This is a genomic window from Pseudomonas parafulva NBRC 16636 = DSM 17004 (assembly GCF_000730645.1).
Lineage (GTDB): Bacteria > Pseudomonadota > Gammaproteobacteria > Pseudomonadales > Pseudomonadaceae > Aquipseudomonas > Aquipseudomonas parafulva.
This window is the reverse complement of sequence record NZ_BBIU01000003.1, coordinates 50,460-65,707: the sequence shown is the minus strand read 5'-3', so window position 1 is coordinate 65,707 and position 15,248 is coordinate 50,460. Positions and strand designations below refer to the sequence as shown.

The window sequence follows — 15,248 nt, the reverse complement described above, 5'->3', positions numbered from 1 at the left end:
GGTTATTGTCATGATTCCTCCATCAGCGCAAAAGGGTCGGGGCACCGCGTGCAACCCGCATAACCGCTTCGCTTCCCACCAGTCGGTGATGGAGGATGATGGCTGGCACCAGGAAGTGCCGCCAACCCAAGGCACGGAGGTAAGGGTAGAAATCGCCAAAACGGTGATCAGCCGCAACACCTCCCCCGACCTGCCTTTCGATCGCTCCATCAACCCCTACCGGGGCTGTGAGCACGGCTGTATCTACTGCTACGCCCGGCCCTCGCATGCCTATTGGGACCTCTCCCCCGGGCTGGACTTCGAAACCAAGCTGATTGCCAAGACCAACGCCGCCGAGGTGCTGGCGCAGCAGTTGAGCAAGCCGGGGTATGTCTGCGCACCCATCAACCTGGGGTCCAACACTGACCCTTACCAGCCCATCGAACGGGAGCAGATGCTCACCCGGCGGCTGCTGGAGGTGCTGCTGCGCTTTCGCCACCCGGTCACCATCGTCACCAAGGGTGCTTTGATCCTGCGAGACCTCGACCTGCTGGCAGAAATGGCCAGCCTGCGGTTGGTGCGGGTGATGATCAGCCTCACCACGCTGGACGCCGACCTCAAGCGGGTACTCGAGCCAAGGGCCGCCTCCCCGAATGCACGGCTGCGGGCGATACGGGTGCTGCGCGAGGCCGGTATCCCCGTGGGGGTGCTGTGCTCGCCGATCATCCCGATGATCAACGACAGCGAACTGGAGCACCTGCTGGAGGCTGCCAGGCAGGCCGGTGCACAAAGTGCTGCCTACATGATGCTGCGCCTGCCACTGGAGGTGGCACCGTTGTTCGAGCAGTGGTTGCAGGACCACTACCCGCAGCGTGCCAGCCATGTACTAAGCCTGATTCGGCAAAGCCGAGGGGGTGAACTGTATGACAGCCGCTTTGGCACGCGGATGCGGGGTGAGGGGGTTTTTGCCGACTTGCTGGCCCAGCGTTTCGCCAGGGCCATGGGGCGCTTGGGTTTCGACGGGCGCGAAGGCCTGGCGTTGGACTGCACTGCCTTTTCGGTGCCGGGCGCTCAAATGGCACTGTTCTGACGGCTAGTCGCAGCCTGGCTAATGCTTGCACGGAATTACACTAATGACACTTGGCAGCTGATGTTTTTTTGATATTATCCACCTCCCGCCTTTTCATCTGGAACAGCCGTTCTAGAGCCTCCGAATTAAGTTTCAGTTAAGTTTTCCCCGCTAGCGTAGGAAATCAGTCCACACCGACTGTGATTTATGGCAAATGCCTGTCATCTAAATCCCTGCATAGCCAGAATCTTTCACCGGTAAACTGGGTTTACCTACTCACCGTCAAGAGGATGAATCATGCCTGTAAAGGACCCATCCAAGGCCGTACCGCAGGTCCCCGCGGAAAGCGCCGATGCTGCCCTCAAGCACATCGTCGACGGCTTCCTGCGCTTTCACCATGACGTCTTCCCCGAGCAGCAAGAGCTGTTCAAAAAGCTCGCCACGGCGCAAACACCGCGCGCCATGTTCATTACCTGTGCCGACTCGCGCATCGTCCCCGAGCTGATCACCCAGAGCTCGCCCGGCGACCTGTTCGTGACCCGTAACGTCGGCAACGTGGTGCCGCCCTATGGCCAGATGAACGGCGGTGTATCCAGCGCCATCGAATACGCCGTGATGGCGTTGAAAGTGCACCACATCATCATCTGTGGCCACTCCGACTGTGGCGCCATGCGCGCCGTGCTCAACCCCCAGTCGCTGACCAAGATGCCGACCGTTGGCGCCTGGCTGCGCCATGCCGAGGTGGCCCGCACGGTTGTCGAGAACAACTGCTCGTGTGGCAGTGAGCACGAAAGCATGCAGGTGCTGACCCGGGAAAACGTCATCGCCCAGCTGCATCACCTGCGCACGCACCCCTCGGTGGCATCGCGCCTTGCCGCAGGCCAGCTGTATATCCACGGCTGGGTCTACGACATCGAAACCAGCAAGATCGAAGCCTATGACGCGGCCAGCGACAGCTTCATGCCCCTGGCGGCCGGCGAGCCCGTCCCCTGCGCCACTCCGAGAGGCCGCTACTAAGCGACCCTGACACCCCTGAGCCTTGAATAGCCGGCTGCACCCTGCGGGCGTGCGGCGCGGCCTTCGGCTGCCTTGAATTCCCTGACTGGCGTGCCGGCATTGTCTGCTGGCAGCCCGCGCCTGCGCGCATGTCGGGGCCCAAACGTGCCCATGGCCAGCGGAATGGCCATGTGATCGAGAAAGGAGAAATACGGTGAACATTACACAGCTGAAAGCGGCCTTGCCGCGTGAGTTGCTGGCCTCGGTGGTGGTCTTCCTGGTGGCGTTGCCGCTGTGCATGGGCATCGCGATCGCCTCGGGCATGCCGCCAGCCAAGGGGCTGATCACCGGCATCATCGGTGGCATCGTCGTTGGGTTTCTGGCCGGCTCGCCGTTGCAGGTGAGCGGGCCTGCGGCAGGCTTGGCGGTGCTGGTGTTCGAGCTGGTGCGCCAGCATGGCATGGCCATGCTAGGGCCGATCCTGCTGCTGGCGGGGGTATTGCAACTGCTGGCCGGGCGTCTGCGCCTGGGTTGCTGGTTCCGGGTTACGGCGCCTGCTGTGGTGTACGGCATGCTGGCGGGCATCGGCGTGCTGATCGTGCTGTCGCAGGTGCATGTGATGTTCGACACCGCGCCCCAGCCGTCGGGCCTGCAGAACCTGCTGGAGTTCCCGGCAACGGTGGCCGCTGCCCTGCCGCTGGAAAGCGCCGGCATGGGTTGGCAAGCCGGTGCCCTGGGCCTGGGCACCATCCTCATCATGTGGGGCTGGGAACGGCTTCGGCCACAGCGCTTGCGGTTTATCCCCGGGGCGTTGCTGGGGGTGGCGGCGATGACTGCCATCAGCATGTGGCTGGCGCTGCCGGTCAACCGTGTGCAGGTGCCCGCCGACCTGTCGGAAGCGATCGACTGGATACGCCCCGATGACCTGATGAAGCTGGCCGACCCTGCCCTGCTGGTGGCCGCTTTTGCCCTGGCCTTTATCGCCAGCGCCGAAACGCTGCTTTCGGCTGCGGCCGTGGACCGCATGCACAGCGGCCAGCGTTCGGACTTCGACCGCGAGCTGTCCGCCCAAGGCATCGGCAACATGCTGTGTGGTGTGCTGGGGGCGCTGCCAATGACTGGGGTGATCGTGCGCAGCTCGGCGAATGTGCAGGCTGGTGCCCAAACGCGGGCCTCGGCGATTCTGCACGGCATCTGGCTGTTGGCCTTCGTGGTGGTGCTGAGCAGTGTGCTGCAACAGATCCCCGTCGCCAGCCTGGCTGGGGTACTGGTGTTCACCGGGGTCAAGCTGGTGGACTTCAAGGCGTTCCGCGGCCTGGGGCGTTATGGCCGCATGCCGATGTTCACCTACGCGGCAACCGCGCTGGCGATCATCTTCACCGACCTGCTCACCGGCGTGCTGCTGGGCTTTGCCCTGACCTTGCTGAAGCTGGCCTTCAAGGCCGCGCGGCTGAAGATCAACCTGGTGAGCCTGCCCAAGGCCGGCCATATGGAGCTGCGGCTCAGCGGCGCGGCCACCTTCCTGAAGGTGCCGGCGTTGACCAAGGTGCTGGACAGCGTACCGGCAGGCACAACATTGCATGTGCCCCTGGGCAACCTCAGCTACATCGACCACTCATGCCTGGAACTGCTTGAAGACTGGAGCCGCAGCAATGCAGCCAATGGCTCACGGCTGCGCATCGAGCACAGGCGCCTGAAGCGGCGGGTGGAGGGGCGCTTGCGCACTACCGCAGGGGTTGGGGCTTAGCCGTGGGCTGGCCCTCGGCGGGTAACACCGCGAAGGGCCAGCCAGCAGGGGGGCGATGGCTCAGGCCGGCTGGCCCAGTTCCACGCCCAGTTGGCGCGACAGGCACGGCCAGCGCTTCCAGGCGGCGCCGGTTTCCGGGCTGCTGAGTTTGTGGCGGTAGCTTTCCACCGACTCTGCGGCAAAGCTTTCGTCATCCAGCATCTCGTCTACCGAGTGGTGCACCACTTCGTCCAGCTGGTTGGCGAAGGCCTCGCCAATCAGTTGGTGGGCGATCAGGTTGGCCACGGTGGTGTCGACCGGGATCAGCGGCTGCTGGAAGTGGCGGATGTACAGGTCATTGACCTCTTCCACCAGGCGGTGCGCCAGGTAGGCTTCGTCCAGCAGGCAATCCAGGCCCACATGCCCCTGCATCACGCTGGGTGGCTGCAGGAAATAGGCTTCTGCAATTTTCAATACGGGTTTGATCTGCGATTCGATGCCGGCCTCGCGGGCGACTTCGTGGGCGGCTTCCAGCAGCTCCGGCACCTGGTCGATGTAGGCACCGACGAAGCGCGCCAACGTACCTTGGGCGTCCTGCTCCGGCAGTTGGATGGAGGGATGCAGGTGCGGCAGTTGCAGCGCCAGGCGCTGTTTCAGCTGGCCGGTCTGGCCTTCATGTTGATGGGCTTGGCTCACCTGCTCGCGTACAGCAGCGATGTTCATGACAACTCCAGGGACAAAACGTTTCAAACGGAAGACACTAACTTAGCTGGATATTCAAAATACTTAAGATTCATTTGTTATAAAGGGATCCAATCTGTGTTTTGCTCAGCATATACAGGGCCAACCACCGGGCTTTAGGCCTTCAAGCACACGTGATACGGGCTGAGCGCCCCTCGGCGGGCCGGGCCCTCGTTGCGGCCCATCGGCTGCTGTCTATACTCCCGTAGAACGTGATTCGTTGATGAGGCCCGACTGCTTTCAGCTGGGGCTCGGTCGTCGAAGCCAGGCAGTCTTGACCGCCGTTCCCTCTTGCCGCAGGCCCTGCCTCCGGAAAAACAAGAACAAGTAGGGGAACCCGCAATGATGCGACATCCATCTGCGTGGATGGGTCTGCTGTTGTGGTCGGTTCTGGGGCGGGCCAATGGGGCCTGGACCGTGAACATGCACCCTGGGGCGACGGAAGTGTCCAACGCCGTCTTCAGCCTGCACATGACCATCTTCTGGATCTGCGTGATCATCGGCCTGGTGGTGTTCGGCGCGATGTTCTGGTCCATGGTGCTGCACCGCCGCTCCACCGGCCAGCAGCCGGCACAGTTCCATGAGCACACCCGGGTCGAGATCCTGTGGACGGTCATCCCCTTCCTGATTCTGGTGGCGATGGCCATCCCGGCCACGCGCACCCTGTTGCATATCTACGACGCCAGCGACTCGGACATCGATATCCAGGTAACCGGCTACCAGTGGAAGTGGCACTACAAGTACCTGGGCCAGGACGTGGAGTTCTTCAGCAACCTGGCCACCCCTGCCGAGCAGATTCACAACAACGCCCCCAAAGACGAACATTACCTGCTCGAAGTGGACCAGCCCCTGGTGTTGCCAGTGGGTGCCAAGGTGCGCTTTCTGGTGACGGCTGCCGATGTGATCCATTCATGGTGGGTGCCCGCCTTTGCCGTCAAGCGCGACGCCATACCCGGGTTCGTCAACGAGGCCTGGACCCGCATCGACAAGCCCGGCATCTACCGTGGCCAGTGCACCGAACTGTGCGGGAAGGACCACGGCTTCATGCCGGTGGTGGTGGAGGTGAAGTCCCAGGCCGATTACGACACCTGGCTGAGTGAGCGCAAGGCCGACGCGGCCAAGCTCAAGGAGCTGACCAGCAAGCAGTGGACGCTCGAAGAGCTGGCGGCGCGCGGCGACAAGGTCTACCACACCACCTGCGTGGCCTGTCACCAGGCCGAGGGCCAGGGCTTGCCGCCGATGTTCCCGGCGCTGAAGGGCTCCAAAATTGCCACCGGGCCCAAGGAAGGCCACCTCAATATCGTTTTCAACGGCAAGCCGGGCACTGCCATGGCGGCGTTTGGCAAGCAGCTCTCCGAAGTGGACATTGCGGCAGTGGTCACCTACGAGCGCAACGCCTGGGGCAACAACAAGGGCGACATGGTCACGCCGCAGGATGTGCTGGCCATCAAGCAAGCGCAAGCGCAATGAACCGCCGGGGCCTTGGCGACCAACAGGTTGCAGGAGACAGGACATGAGTGCAGTGATCGATGACCACGCCCAGGGCCATGCGCATGGGCCGGCCAAGGGCCTGATGCGCTGGGTGCTCACCACCAACCACAAGGACATCGGCACCCTGTACCTGTGGTTCAGCTTCACCATGTTCCTGCTGGGTGGCTCGTTCGCCATGGTGATCCGCGCCGAGCTGTTTCAGCCCGGCCTGCAGATCGTGGAGCCGGCCTTCTTCAACCAGATGACCACGATGCACGGGTTGATCATGGTGTTCGGTGCAGTGATGCCCGCCTTCGTGGGGCTGGCCAACTGGATGATCCCGCTGATGATCGGCGCCCCGGACATGGCCCTGCCGCGCATGAACAATTTCAGCTTTTGGCTGCTGCCGGCGGCGTTCCTGTTGCTGGTCTCGACCCTGTTCACCCCTGGCGGCGGGCCCAATTTTGGCTGGACCTTCTATGCGCCCTTGTCCACCACCTATGCACCGGCCAGCGTCACCTTCTTCATCTTCGCCATCCACCTGATGGGGATCAGTTCGATCATGGGGGCAATCAACGTGATCGCCACCATCCTCAACCTGCGCGCACCGGGCATGACCCTGATGAAGATGCCACTGTTCGTGTGGACCTGGCTGATTACCGCATTTTTGCTGATCGCGGTGATGCCGGTGCTGGCCGGCGTGGTGACCATGATGCTGATGGACATCCACTTCGGCACCAGCTTCTTCAGCGCTGCCGGTGGCGGTGACCCGGTGCTGTTCCAGCACGTGTTCTGGTTTTTTGGCCACCCCGAGGTGTACATCATGATCCTGCCGGCCTTCGGCGCGGTCAGTTCGATCATCCCGGCGTTTTCCCGCAAGCCGCTGTTTGGCTACACCTCCATGGTGTATGCCACAGGCGCCATTGCTTTCCTGTCCTTCATCGTGTGGGCGCACCATATGTTCGTGGTGGGCATACCGGTGGTGGGCGAGCTGTTCTTCATGTACGCCACCATGCTGATTGCGGTGCCTACCGGGGTGAAGGTGTTCAACTGGGTCAGTACCATGTGGGAGGGCTCGCTCACGTTCGAAACGCCTATGCTGTTTGCCATTGCCTTCGTCATCCTGTTCACCATCGGCGGCTTTTCGGGGTTGATGCTGGCCATCGCCCCCGCCGACTTCCAGTACCACGACACCTACTTCGTGGTGGCGCACTTCCACTATGTACTGGTGCCCGGCGCCATTTTCGGCATCTTCGCCTCGGCGTATTACTGGCTGCCGAAGTGGACCGGCCACATGTACGACGAAACCCTCGGCAAACTGCACTTCTGGCTGTCGTTCATCGGCATGAACATGGCCTTCTTCCCCATGCACTTTGTCGGGCTGGCCGGCATGCCGCGGCGTATTCCGGATTACAACCTGCAGTTTGCCGACTTCAACATGGTGTCTTCGGTTGGCGCGTTTCTGTTTGGCGCCACGCAGGTGTTCTTCCTGTTCATCGTCATCAAGTGCATACGGGGCGGCGAGCCGGCCCCTGCCAAACCCTGGGATGGGGCCGAGGGGCTTGAATGGTCGATCCCCTCCCCTGCGCCCTACCACACCTTCCAGACGCCACCTGACGTGGAGTAACCCATCGCCATGAACGGCCTGTCGCTCAAACGCCTGGTGCTGCGCCTGCTGATGCTGACGGTGGTGATGTTCGCCTTTGGCTTTGCCCTGGTGCCGCTCTACGACGTGATGTGCAAGGCCTTTGGTATCAATGGCAAGACCGGCGGGCAGTACGAGGGTAGCCAGCTGGCTGATACAACCCGGTCGGTGCGGGTGCAGTTCATGTCCACCAATGCCAGTGACATGGTCTGGGACTTCTACGCCAGCGACGACCAGTTGCAGGTGAACCCGGGTGCGGTGAACCAGATGATCTTCATTGCCCACAACCCCACCGACCGGCCGATGAGCGCCCAGGCCATTCCCAGCATCACCCCGGCCGAGGCTGCAGCGTATTTCCACAAGACCGAGTGCTTCTGCTTTACCCAGCAGGTATTGCAGCCCGGTGAGCGCATCGAGATGCCAGTGCGTTTCATCGTCGACCGTGACCTGCCTACCGGCGTGAAGCACCTGACCCTGGCCTACACCTTGTTCGACATCACCGCCCGTCACCCGCCCGTCGCCCAGGCCTCGGCGGGTGACCCAGGGCGCGCCCGCTGAGGGAAGGAGCACCGTCATGGCAAACCACCAGCACTATTACGTTCCGGCGCAGAGCAAGTGGCCGATCATCGCCTCGCTCGGGCTGTTGGTGACGGTGTTCGGGCTGGGTACCTGGTTCAATGACATCAAGGCCGGGCACGCTGGCTCCCATGGGCCGTTGATCTTCTTCATCGGTGCATTGCTGCTGGCCTACATGCTGTTCGGCTGGTTCGGTGCTGTGGTGCGCGAGAGCCGGGCCGGCCTCTACAGCCCGCAGCTGGACCGCTCGTTCCGCTGGGGCATGAGCTGGTTCATCTTTTCGGAGGTGATGTTCTTTTTGGCCTTCTTCGGTGCGCTGTTCTACGTGCGGGTATTGGCCGGGCCCTGGCTGGGCGGCGATGGCGCCAAGGGGGTGGCGCACATGCTGTGGCCAAGCTTCGAATTCACCTGGCCGTTGCTGCACACGCCGGACCCCAAGCTGTTCCCGCCCCCCAAGCGCGTCATTGACCCGTGGCACCTGCCGTTGATCAATACGGTGCTGCTGGTCAGTTCCAGCATCACCATCACCCTGGCCCACCATGCCCTGCGCCGGGGGCACCGCACTGCGCTGAAACTGTGGCTGGCACTGACCCTGGTGCTAGGCACCAGCTTCATTGCCTTGCAGGCCTACGAGTACCACGAGGCGTACACGCAACTGGGGCTGACCTTGGGCTCCGGCATCTATGGCGCGACGTTTTTCATGCTCACCGGTTTTCACGGCGCCCACGTGACCCTGGGCACGATCATTCTGCTGGTGATGTTCGTGCGCATTCTGCGTGGGCATTTCAGCCCGGAAAAACACTTTGGTTTCGAGGCGGCCAGTTGGTATTGGCACTTCGTCGACGTGGTGTGGGTAGCGCTGTTCATCTTTGTGTATGTGGTTTGAAGGCCGGCACTTAAAAGGGGGCATGTGAAACCAGCTGACCACTGATGAACCCCCAGGCCACCAAGCCGATGGTCAGTGCTGCGAGGGTGACCCGCACGGTCAGTGCCTTGAGCAGGCGTGAGGAGTTTTCATCGTCCTTGACCAGAAACACCAGGCCACTGAACAGGCTGGCAACCGTGGCCAACAGCATCAGCACAATCGCAGCCTTGAGCATGGCGCTACTCCGAAGAGGTGCAGGAATGTGGACAAGTATAGCGAGCCACCGGGTACGGCCACGCTGAGGCGCTTTCGCCCTGGCTGGCTACCGACGCTGGCGGTGCTGGCGCTACTGCCTTGCCTTATCGCGCTTGGCTGCTGGCAGCTGGGGCGCGCCGAGCAGAAGCGGGTGCTGCTGGCAACCTACGCTGAACGGCGCACCGAGACGCCGCTGGCTGTCGCGCAACTGGCGCCGGCGGGTGACGATGCGTTCCGCCGCGTGCAGTTGTACGGGCGCTTTGACCCCGAGCACAGCCTGTTGCTGGACAACCGCATGCGTGATGGCCAAGTCGGTGTGGAGCTGCTGCAACCCTTTCACGACCAACCCAGCGGTGCGTGGGTGCTGATCAACCGCGGCTGGCTTGCATGGCCCGACCGGCGTGTGCCGGTGCGCTTCGAAACCCCAGCCAAGGCGCTGGCACTGCAGGCCTCGGTCTATGTCGCCCCCGGCAGCCCATTCCAGTTGCACGCCGACCCTGTCGGCGGGCAATGGCCCCACCTGCTGACGGCCGTCGACCCCAGCGGCCTGTGGCAACAGCTGGGGCGTGAGGGCTTTGCCCACGAGCTACGGCTCGACCCTGGCCCCGCTGCCTATCGCCTGGGCTGGCCGGCAGTGGCCATGGGCCCGGAAAAGCACGTGGGCTATGCCGTGCAGTGGTTCGCCCTGGCCATTGCCCTGGTGGTGCTCTACCTCTATTTCGGCTGGCATCAGCACAAGGAGAAACGCCATGGCCACCGCCACGCCACTGACCGCGCCTGAACGCGGCAAGCGCAAGGCCCGCGGGCGCTTGCAACTGCTGTTGATCCTGTTGCTGGTGATCGGGCCCATGGTGCTGGCCACCTGCATGTACAAGCTGGGGTTCTGGGTGCCGGATGGCCGCAGCTTCCATGGCGTGCTGGTTGGCAATGGCGAGGGCCGCGCCGACCTGGGCGTGGCGGGCCAGGATGAGCGCTGGCAGCTGCTGGTCACGGCGCCTGCGGAGTGCGCCGACGATTGCCAGCGGCTGGTGTACCTGGCCCGGCAGATACAGGTTGGCCTGGGCCGCGATGCCAGCCGTGCTAGCCATGCCCTGGCCGCATCCCATCCCCTGAGCGCCCCCTACCAGGCGCTGCTTGGTCGCGAATACCCGCGGCTGCAACGTTATGCGCTGGATGCTGTGCGTTACCGGCAGCGTGTGAACCAGCCCGGGCCGCAGCTGTGGATCGTCGACCCTCATGGCAACCTGGTGCTGCGCTATGACGCCGGGGTGAACGGCAAGCATGTCCTCGACGACCTGCGCCACCTGCTCAAGCTGTCCAACATCGGCTAGGAGAACACCATGGCCCGACCTGGATTTCGCCTTGCTGTGTTCGCCACCCTGCTGGCCTTGATGGTCGTGTTGCTGGGCGCCTACACCCGCCTGACCCATGCCGGGTTGGGCTGCCCGGACTGGCCGGGGTGCTACGGCATGCTCACCGTGCCCAAGACCGACGCCCAACTGGCCCACGCCGAGCGGCATTTCCCGGACCACCCGGTGCAGCAAGCCAAGGGCTGGGCAGAGATGACCCACCGCTATTTCGCCGGCGCGCTGGCGTTGGTCATTGCCTGGCTGGCCTTGCGCTCATTGTGTGGTCACCCTGGCGATGGCCAGCCCCGGCGGCTGCCCTTGCTGCTGCTTGCGGTGGTGCTGGGCCAGGCGGCCTTCGGCATGTGGACAGTAACGCTGCAGTTGTGGCCGCAGGTGGTCACTGCGCACCTGTTGGGCGGCTTCACCACCGTGAGCCTGCTCTTTTTGCTGGCGCTGCGCCTGTGCGGGCGCCTGCCGCCAATGCCCAAGCTGCCGTTGAGCTTGCGCCGCACGGCAGCCCTGGCATTGCTGGTGGTGATCGGCCAGATTGCCTTGGGTGGCTGGGTGAGTGCCAACTACGCTGCCGTTGCCTGCCTTGACCTGCCCACCTGCCATGGCCAATGGTGGCCGGCTGCTGATTTCGGCAATGGTTTCCACCTCACCCAGCACGTGGGGCCCAACTACCTGGGCGGGCAGTTGGACAGCGATGCGCGCACGGCCATCCATGTCAGCCATCGCCTGGGTGCGCTGATTGTCACATTGGTGCTGTTGCTGCTTGGCTGGAAGCTGCATCGGTTGCACTTGCGCGGCCTGGCCCTGATGGTGCTGGCGGCGCTGGGGCTGCAGCTGTGCCTGGGCGTCGCCAATGTGCTGCTGCACGTGCCGTTGGCCGTTGCCGTGCTGCATAACGCGGGTGGTGCAGTGCTGTTGCTGGCCATGGTGCTAGTCAACTTCCGCATCCGCGTGGTCGACAAGCCGCGCATCACCGCAGCCTGGCGCCTCACCCCGCTGGCCCATGCCGATACCGGCCCGTGGCAGCCGGCCGCATGCAGTGGCCAGCACCTTCGCGTACTCTATCGGCTTCCTGTGCGCGCCATTGATCGCGGCGCCCGTTGACCACGAACTGTTGCCGAGCTTATGACCCGAACCCAGAAAACCGTCTTCATCCTCGTTGCCCTGGTCGCGCTGATCCTGGGCCTTACCGTCAACAAGGTGCTTAACGGCCGGGGCCAGGTAAACCCCACCGAGCTGATCGATGCAGGCATCATCCTGCTGCCGCAGAGCCGCGCGGTGCCTGATGTGACCATGACCAACCAGGACGGCCAGCCGGTACACCTGGACGAACTGAAGGGCAAATGGTCGCTGCTGTTCTTTGGCTATACCTATTGCCCGGATATCTGCCCGACCACCCTCGCACAGTTGCGCCAGGTAAAAAGCGAGCTGCCCCAGGAGGCCTTAAGCCGCCTGCAAGTGGTACTGGTGAGTGTGGACCCCAACCGCGACACGCCCAACCAGCTCAAGCAGTACCTGGCTTACTTCGACAAGGACTTCGTCGGGCTGGCGGGGTCGATCGAGGATACGCAGAAGCTGGCCAATGCCTTGAGCATCCCGTTCATCCCGGCAGATACCAGCAAGCCGGGGTATACGGTTGATCACAGTGGCAACCTGGCGGTGGTCGGCCCGGACGGGCGCCAGCGGGGGTTCATACGTGCGCCGTTCAACAACCAGAAGCTGGTAGCCCGGTTGCCGGCATTGGTGAAGCAGGACTGAAGCTATCGGCTCTGCCCGTTCGCGGGTGAGCCTGCGCCAACGGTTTCAGGGGCCGCAACGCGGCCCCATGACCATCACATCAAAACGCTGGAACCACGGCGCCCTTGTACTTCTCGGTGATGAACTGCTTCACCTCAGGCGAATGCAGTGCAGCCGCGAGTTTTTTCATGTCGTCCGAATCCTTGTTGTCCGGCCGGGCAACCAGAATGTTCACGTACGGCGAATCCGCACCTTCGATGGCCAGGGCGTCTTTCTCCGGGTTCAGCTTGGCTTCCAGCGCATAGTTGGTGTTGATCAAGGCGGCATCCACCTGGGTCAGGACACGCGGAATGGTCGCCGCTTCGAGCTCGCGGAACTTGATGTTCTTCGGGTTCTCGGCAATGTCCTTCACGGTCGAGAGGATGTTCTTGTTGTCCTTGAGCTTGATCACCCCGGCCTTGTCCAGCAGCAACAACGCGCGGCCGCCGTTGGTGGCATCGTTGGGGATGACCACGGTGGCGCCGGAAGGCAGCTCGTCCAGCTTCTTCAGCTTGCTCGCGTAAACACCCAGCGGCTCGATGTGCACGCCGGTCACGCTCACCAGGTCAGTGCCCTTGGCCTTGTTGAACTCATCCAGGTACGGCTGGTGCTGGAAGAAGTTGGCGTCCAGGCGCTTCTCCGCAACCTGCACGTTGGGCTGGATGTAGTCGGTGAATTCTTTCACCTTGAGCTCTACACCTTCCTTCGCCAGCTGTGGTTTGACGAAGTTGAGAATTTCCGCGTGGGGCACCGGCGAGGCAGCGACGGTCAGGGTATCGGCCTGGGCCGAAAAGGCCGCCACGGCGGCAGCAACAGCAAGCAGCTTCTTCATTGATCACTCCTTGTGAGGGCCGCGACGGCCCCCGAACGGGTCTGCCCCATTGGGGTTACTTACGGGAAAAATGCACGACAAGCTTGTCGCCGACGCTTTGCAGCACTTGCACCAGCACCAGCAACAGCACCACCGTGACGACCATGACGTCAGTCTGGAAGCGCTGGTAACCAAAGCGGATGGCCAGGTCACCAAGGCCGCCTGCACCGACAACACCGGCCATGGCGGTGTACGACACCAGGGTGATGGCGGTGACGGTAATGGCGGCGAAGATGCCCGGGCGGGCTTCTGGCAGCAAGGCGCTGGTGATGATCTGGCGCGTGGTGGCGCCCATCGACTGGGTGGCTTCAATGATGCCGCGGTCCACTTCACGCAGGGCGGTTTCCACCAGGCGGGCAAAGAACGGCGTGGCACCCACCACCAGCGGCGGAATGGCGCCAGCGACGCCCAGCGAGGTGCCGGTGATCAGTACGGTGATCGGGATCATCACGATCAGCAGAATGATGAACGGCAGCGAGCGCAGGATGTTGACCACCAACGACAGCAGCGCGTAAACGCCCTTCTGTTCGAACATCTGCTTGGGGCCGCACAGAAACAGCAGTACGCCCAGGGGCAGGCCCAGCAGCACGGTGAACAACAGCGAACCGAACAGCATGATCATGGTGTCGACGGTGGCCAGCCAGATTTCGGCCCAGTCGACGTTGGCGAAGAAATTAAGGGCGTCCATCAACGCAGTACCTCCATATGAACGTCAGCTGCCTTGAAGCGGGCGAAGGCCGCTTCCATGTCACCGCCAATCAAGGCGAGGGTGAGCTGGCCATAGGGGACGTCTTTGATGCGGTCGATACGCCCGGCGAGGATGCTGTAATCCACGCCGGTTTCACGTGCCACGGTGCCCAGCAACGGGGCATAAGTGGCATCACCCTGGAAGGTCAGGCGCACGATGCGGCCCGGCACATGGGTGAAGTCGTCACGCTGCTCGCCTTCGTCCACCTGCTCGTCTTCCTGGACGAAGCGCTTGGTGGTGGCGTGCTGCGGGTGCAGGAAGACATCGGCCACCGAGCCCTGCTCGACGATATGGCCGGCGTCCATTACCGCAACACGGTCGCAGACCCGGCGAATCACATCCATCTCGTGGGTGATGAGCACGATGGTGAGCTTCAGTTCGCGGTTGATCTCGGCGAGCAATTGCAGCACCGAGGCGGTTGTCTGCGGGTCGAGGGCGCTGGTCGCCTCGTCGCACAGCAGGATCTTGGGGTTGGTCGACAACGCCCGGGCGATACCCACGCGTTGCTTCTGGCCTCCCGAGAGCTGCGCCGGGTACTTGCGAGCGTGGTCCGAGAGGCCGACGCGGGCGAGCAGTTCGGTGACGCGTTTGTCGATCTCGCTGCGAGACAGTTCGCCGGCCAGGGTGAGTGGCAGGGCGACGTTGTCGGCGACGGTTTTGGATGCCAGCAGGTTGAAGTGCTGGAAAATCATCCCGACCTGCTGGCGGAAGCCGCGCAACTGGGTGGCGTTGAACGCGGTTACGTCTTCGCCATCGACGATGATCGTGCCGCCGGAAGGCTCTTCCAGGCGGTTGATCAGGCGCAGCATGGTGCTTTTGCCGGCACCGGAATGGCCAATCAGGCCGAACACCTGGCCATTCTCGATGGTGAGGGTAGTCGGGTTAAGGGCGGGGATTTCCCTACCGGCGACGCGGTAGGTCTTGTGTACCTGTTGGAACTCGATCACGTAGCGAACCTTGTGGGGCGCATGAATTTGGGTCAGCGGTTGGCTGGGTGGCGCATTTTAGCCTTTTCCACCCGCTGTTCTTAGCATTTATTTCGCTTTGGACCAAGCTAACGGGCATATGTCGACAACTGGTAAACCTGATTGAACGCTCACCGAACCCCTCCAGTCACTACCAGAACATAGCCCGAACGGGCACGCCTGAAGACTGATGAGGAGAGCCGAA

16 protein-coding genes are annotated in these 15,248 nt (G+C 62.8%); 11 read left to right on the top strand and 5 right to left on the bottom strand.

Translation table 11 applies throughout. The features are described from left to right. The first annotated feature begins 10 nt into the window (after window positions 1-10). The 3 genes from PPA02S_RS01790 (at window position 11) to PPA02S_RS01780 (ending at window position 3,791) form a co-directional block, all read left to right on the top strand. A complete protein-coding gene (locus PPA02S_RS01790) occupies window positions 11-1,069 on the top strand; it encodes a PA0069 family radical SAM protein (protein WP_028633146.1) in 1,059 nt (352 codons plus the stop codon). A gap of 276 nt (window positions 1,070-1,345) precedes the next feature. Then, complete coding sequence (locus tag PPA02S_RS01785) at window positions 1,346-2,065, top strand: carbonic anhydrase (RefSeq protein ID WP_028633145.1); 720 nt, start codon at window positions 1,346-1,348, stop codon at window positions 2,063-2,065. Between the two features lie 193 nt (window positions 2,066-2,258). Then, complete coding sequence (locus PPA02S_RS01780; protein ID WP_028633144.1) at window positions 2,259-3,791, top strand: SulP family inorganic anion transporter; 1,533 nt, start codon at window positions 2,259-2,261, stop codon at window positions 3,789-3,791. 60 nt (window positions 3,792-3,851) lie between these two features. Here PPA02S_RS01780 and PPA02S_RS01775 read toward each other — a convergent pair whose 3' ends face one another. Beyond that, window positions 3,852-4,493 carry a hypothetical protein gene (locus tag PPA02S_RS01775; protein ID WP_028633143.1) on the bottom strand — a complete coding sequence of 214 codons (642 nt, stop codon included), beginning with the start codon at window positions 4,491-4,493 and terminating at the stop codon, window positions 3,852-3,854. Window positions 4,494-4,853: 360 nt separating this feature from the next. Between PPA02S_RS01775 and coxB the strand changes: the two genes are divergently transcribed. From coxB to PPA02S_RS01755, 4 genes are read left to right on the top strand one after another with little or no spacing between them, the layout of a single operon-like run. Continuing rightward, window positions 4,854-5,981, top strand: coding sequence for a cytochrome c oxidase subunit II (gene coxB / locus PPA02S_RS01770; protein ID WP_028633142.1), 1,128 nt, complete (start codon window positions 4,854-4,856; stop codon window positions 5,979-5,981). Window positions 5,982-6,024: 43 nt separating this feature from the next. Next, window positions 6,025-7,608, top strand: a complete 1,584-nt coding sequence (gene ctaD / locus PPA02S_RS01765; RefSeq protein WP_028633141.1) for a cytochrome c oxidase subunit I — start codon at window positions 6,025-6,027, stop codon at window positions 7,606-7,608. Window positions 7,609-7,617: 9 nt separating this feature from the next. Further along, window positions 7,618-8,184 carry a cytochrome c oxidase assembly protein gene (locus PPA02S_RS01760; protein WP_028633140.1) on the top strand — a complete coding sequence of 189 codons (567 nt, stop codon included), beginning with the start codon at window positions 7,618-7,620 and terminating at the stop codon, window positions 8,182-8,184. Between the two features lie 16 nt (window positions 8,185-8,200). Further along, entirely contained in the window at window positions 8,201-9,088 is an 888-nt protein-coding gene (locus PPA02S_RS01755; protein ID WP_028633139.1) for a cytochrome c oxidase subunit 3, read from the top strand. A gap of 10 nt (window positions 9,089-9,098) precedes the next feature. Here PPA02S_RS01755 and PPA02S_RS01750 read toward each other — a convergent pair whose 3' ends face one another. Continuing rightward, the gene (locus tag PPA02S_RS01750) at window positions 9,099-9,302 is read right to left on the bottom strand and encodes a twin transmembrane helix small protein (protein ID WP_028633138.1); all 204 of its coding nucleotides are present in this window, start codon (window positions 9,300-9,302) and stop codon (window positions 9,099-9,101) included. A 63-nt stretch (window positions 9,303-9,365) separates the two neighbouring features. Here PPA02S_RS01750 and PPA02S_RS01745 point away from each other — a divergent pair, with 63 nt between their 5' ends. The 4 genes from PPA02S_RS01745 to PPA02S_RS01730 are packed head-to-tail and all read left to right on the top strand — an operon-like array spanning window position 9,366 to window position 12,441. Next, entirely contained in the window at window positions 9,366-10,103 is a 738-nt protein-coding gene (locus PPA02S_RS01745; protein ID WP_028633137.1) for an SURF1 family protein, read from the top strand. Beyond that, window positions 10,072-10,653: a PA_0111/PP_0108 family redox-active disulfide protein gene (locus PPA02S_RS01740; RefSeq protein ID WP_028633136.1), complete on the top strand. Its 582-nt coding sequence runs from the start codon at window positions 10,072-10,074 to the stop codon at window positions 10,651-10,653. The genes PPA02S_RS01745 and PPA02S_RS01740 overlap by 32 nt, the downstream gene beginning before the upstream one ends. Before the next feature lie 9 nt (window positions 10,654-10,662). Further along, complete coding sequence (locus PPA02S_RS01735; RefSeq protein WP_080667835.1) at window positions 10,663-11,787, top strand: COX15/CtaA family protein; 1,125 nt, start codon at window positions 10,663-10,665, stop codon at window positions 11,785-11,787. A 21-nt stretch (window positions 11,788-11,808) separates the two neighbouring features. Next, entirely contained in the window at window positions 11,809-12,441 is a 633-nt protein-coding gene (locus tag PPA02S_RS01730; protein ID WP_028633135.1) for an SCO family protein, read from the top strand. A 79-nt stretch (window positions 12,442-12,520) separates the two neighbouring features. Here the strand turns inward: PPA02S_RS01730 and PPA02S_RS01725 are convergent, their stop codons facing one another. The 3 genes from PPA02S_RS01725 to PPA02S_RS01715 are packed head-to-tail and all read right to left on the bottom strand — an operon-like array spanning window position 12,521 to window position 15,025. Beyond that, entirely contained in the window at window positions 12,521-13,291 is a 771-nt protein-coding gene (locus tag PPA02S_RS01725; RefSeq protein ID WP_028633134.1) for a MetQ/NlpA family ABC transporter substrate-binding protein, read from the bottom strand. Window positions 13,292-13,346: 55 nt separating this feature from the next. After that, entirely contained in the window at window positions 13,347-14,018 is a 672-nt protein-coding gene (locus PPA02S_RS01720; protein ID WP_028633133.1) for a methionine ABC transporter permease, read from the bottom strand. Next, window positions 14,018-15,025, bottom strand: coding sequence for a methionine ABC transporter ATP-binding protein (locus tag PPA02S_RS01715; RefSeq protein ID WP_028633132.1), 1,008 nt, complete (start codon window positions 15,023-15,025; stop codon window positions 14,018-14,020). Before PPA02S_RS01715 ends, PPA02S_RS01720 begins: the two co-directional genes overlap by 1 nt. Window positions 15,026-15,248 lie beyond the last annotated feature (223 nt).

Bases quoted from the DNA above. Each gene is read 5' to 3' on its own strand.
- PPA02S_RS01790 (WP_028633146.1), top strand. From the start codon at position 11: ATGATTCCTCCATCAGCGCAAAAGGGTCGGGGCACCGCGTGCAACCCG.
- PPA02S_RS01785 (WP_028633145.1), top strand. From the start codon at position 1,346: ATGCCTGTAAAGGACCCATCCAAGGCCGTACCGCAGGTCCCCGCGGAA.
- PPA02S_RS01775 (WP_028633143.1), bottom strand. From the start codon at position 4,493: ATGAACATCGCTGCTGTACGCGAGCAGGTGAGCCAAGCCCATCAACAT.
- coxB (WP_028633142.1), top strand. From the start codon at position 4,854: ATGATGCGACATCCATCTGCGTGGATGGGTCTGCTGTTGTGGTCGGTT.
- ctaD (WP_028633141.1), top strand. From the start codon at position 6,025: ATGAGTGCAGTGATCGATGACCACGCCCAGGGCCATGCGCATGGGCCG.
- PPA02S_RS01760 (WP_028633140.1), top strand. From the start codon at position 7,618: ATGAACGGCCTGTCGCTCAAACGCCTGGTGCTGCGCCTGCTGATGCTG.
- PPA02S_RS01755 (WP_028633139.1), top strand. From the start codon at position 8,201: ATGGCAAACCACCAGCACTATTACGTTCCGGCGCAGAGCAAGTGGCCG.
- PPA02S_RS01750 (WP_028633138.1), bottom strand. From the start codon at position 9,302: ATGCTCAAGGCTGCGATTGTGCTGATGCTGTTGGCCACGGTTGCCAGC.
- PPA02S_RS01740 (WP_028633136.1), top strand. From the start codon at position 10,072: ATGGCCACCGCCACGCCACTGACCGCGCCTGAACGCGGCAAGCGCAAG.
- PPA02S_RS01735 (WP_080667835.1), top strand. From the start codon at position 10,663: ATGGCCCGACCTGGATTTCGCCTTGCTGTGTTCGCCACCCTGCTGGCC.
- PPA02S_RS01730 (WP_028633135.1), top strand. From the start codon at position 11,809: ATGACCCGAACCCAGAAAACCGTCTTCATCCTCGTTGCCCTGGTCGCG.
- PPA02S_RS01725 (WP_028633134.1), bottom strand. From the start codon at position 13,291: ATGAAGAAGCTGCTTGCTGTTGCTGCCGCCGTGGCGGCCTTTTCGGCC.
- PPA02S_RS01720 (WP_028633133.1), bottom strand. From the start codon at position 14,018: ATGGACGCCCTTAATTTCTTCGCCAACGTCGACTGGGCCGAAATCTGG.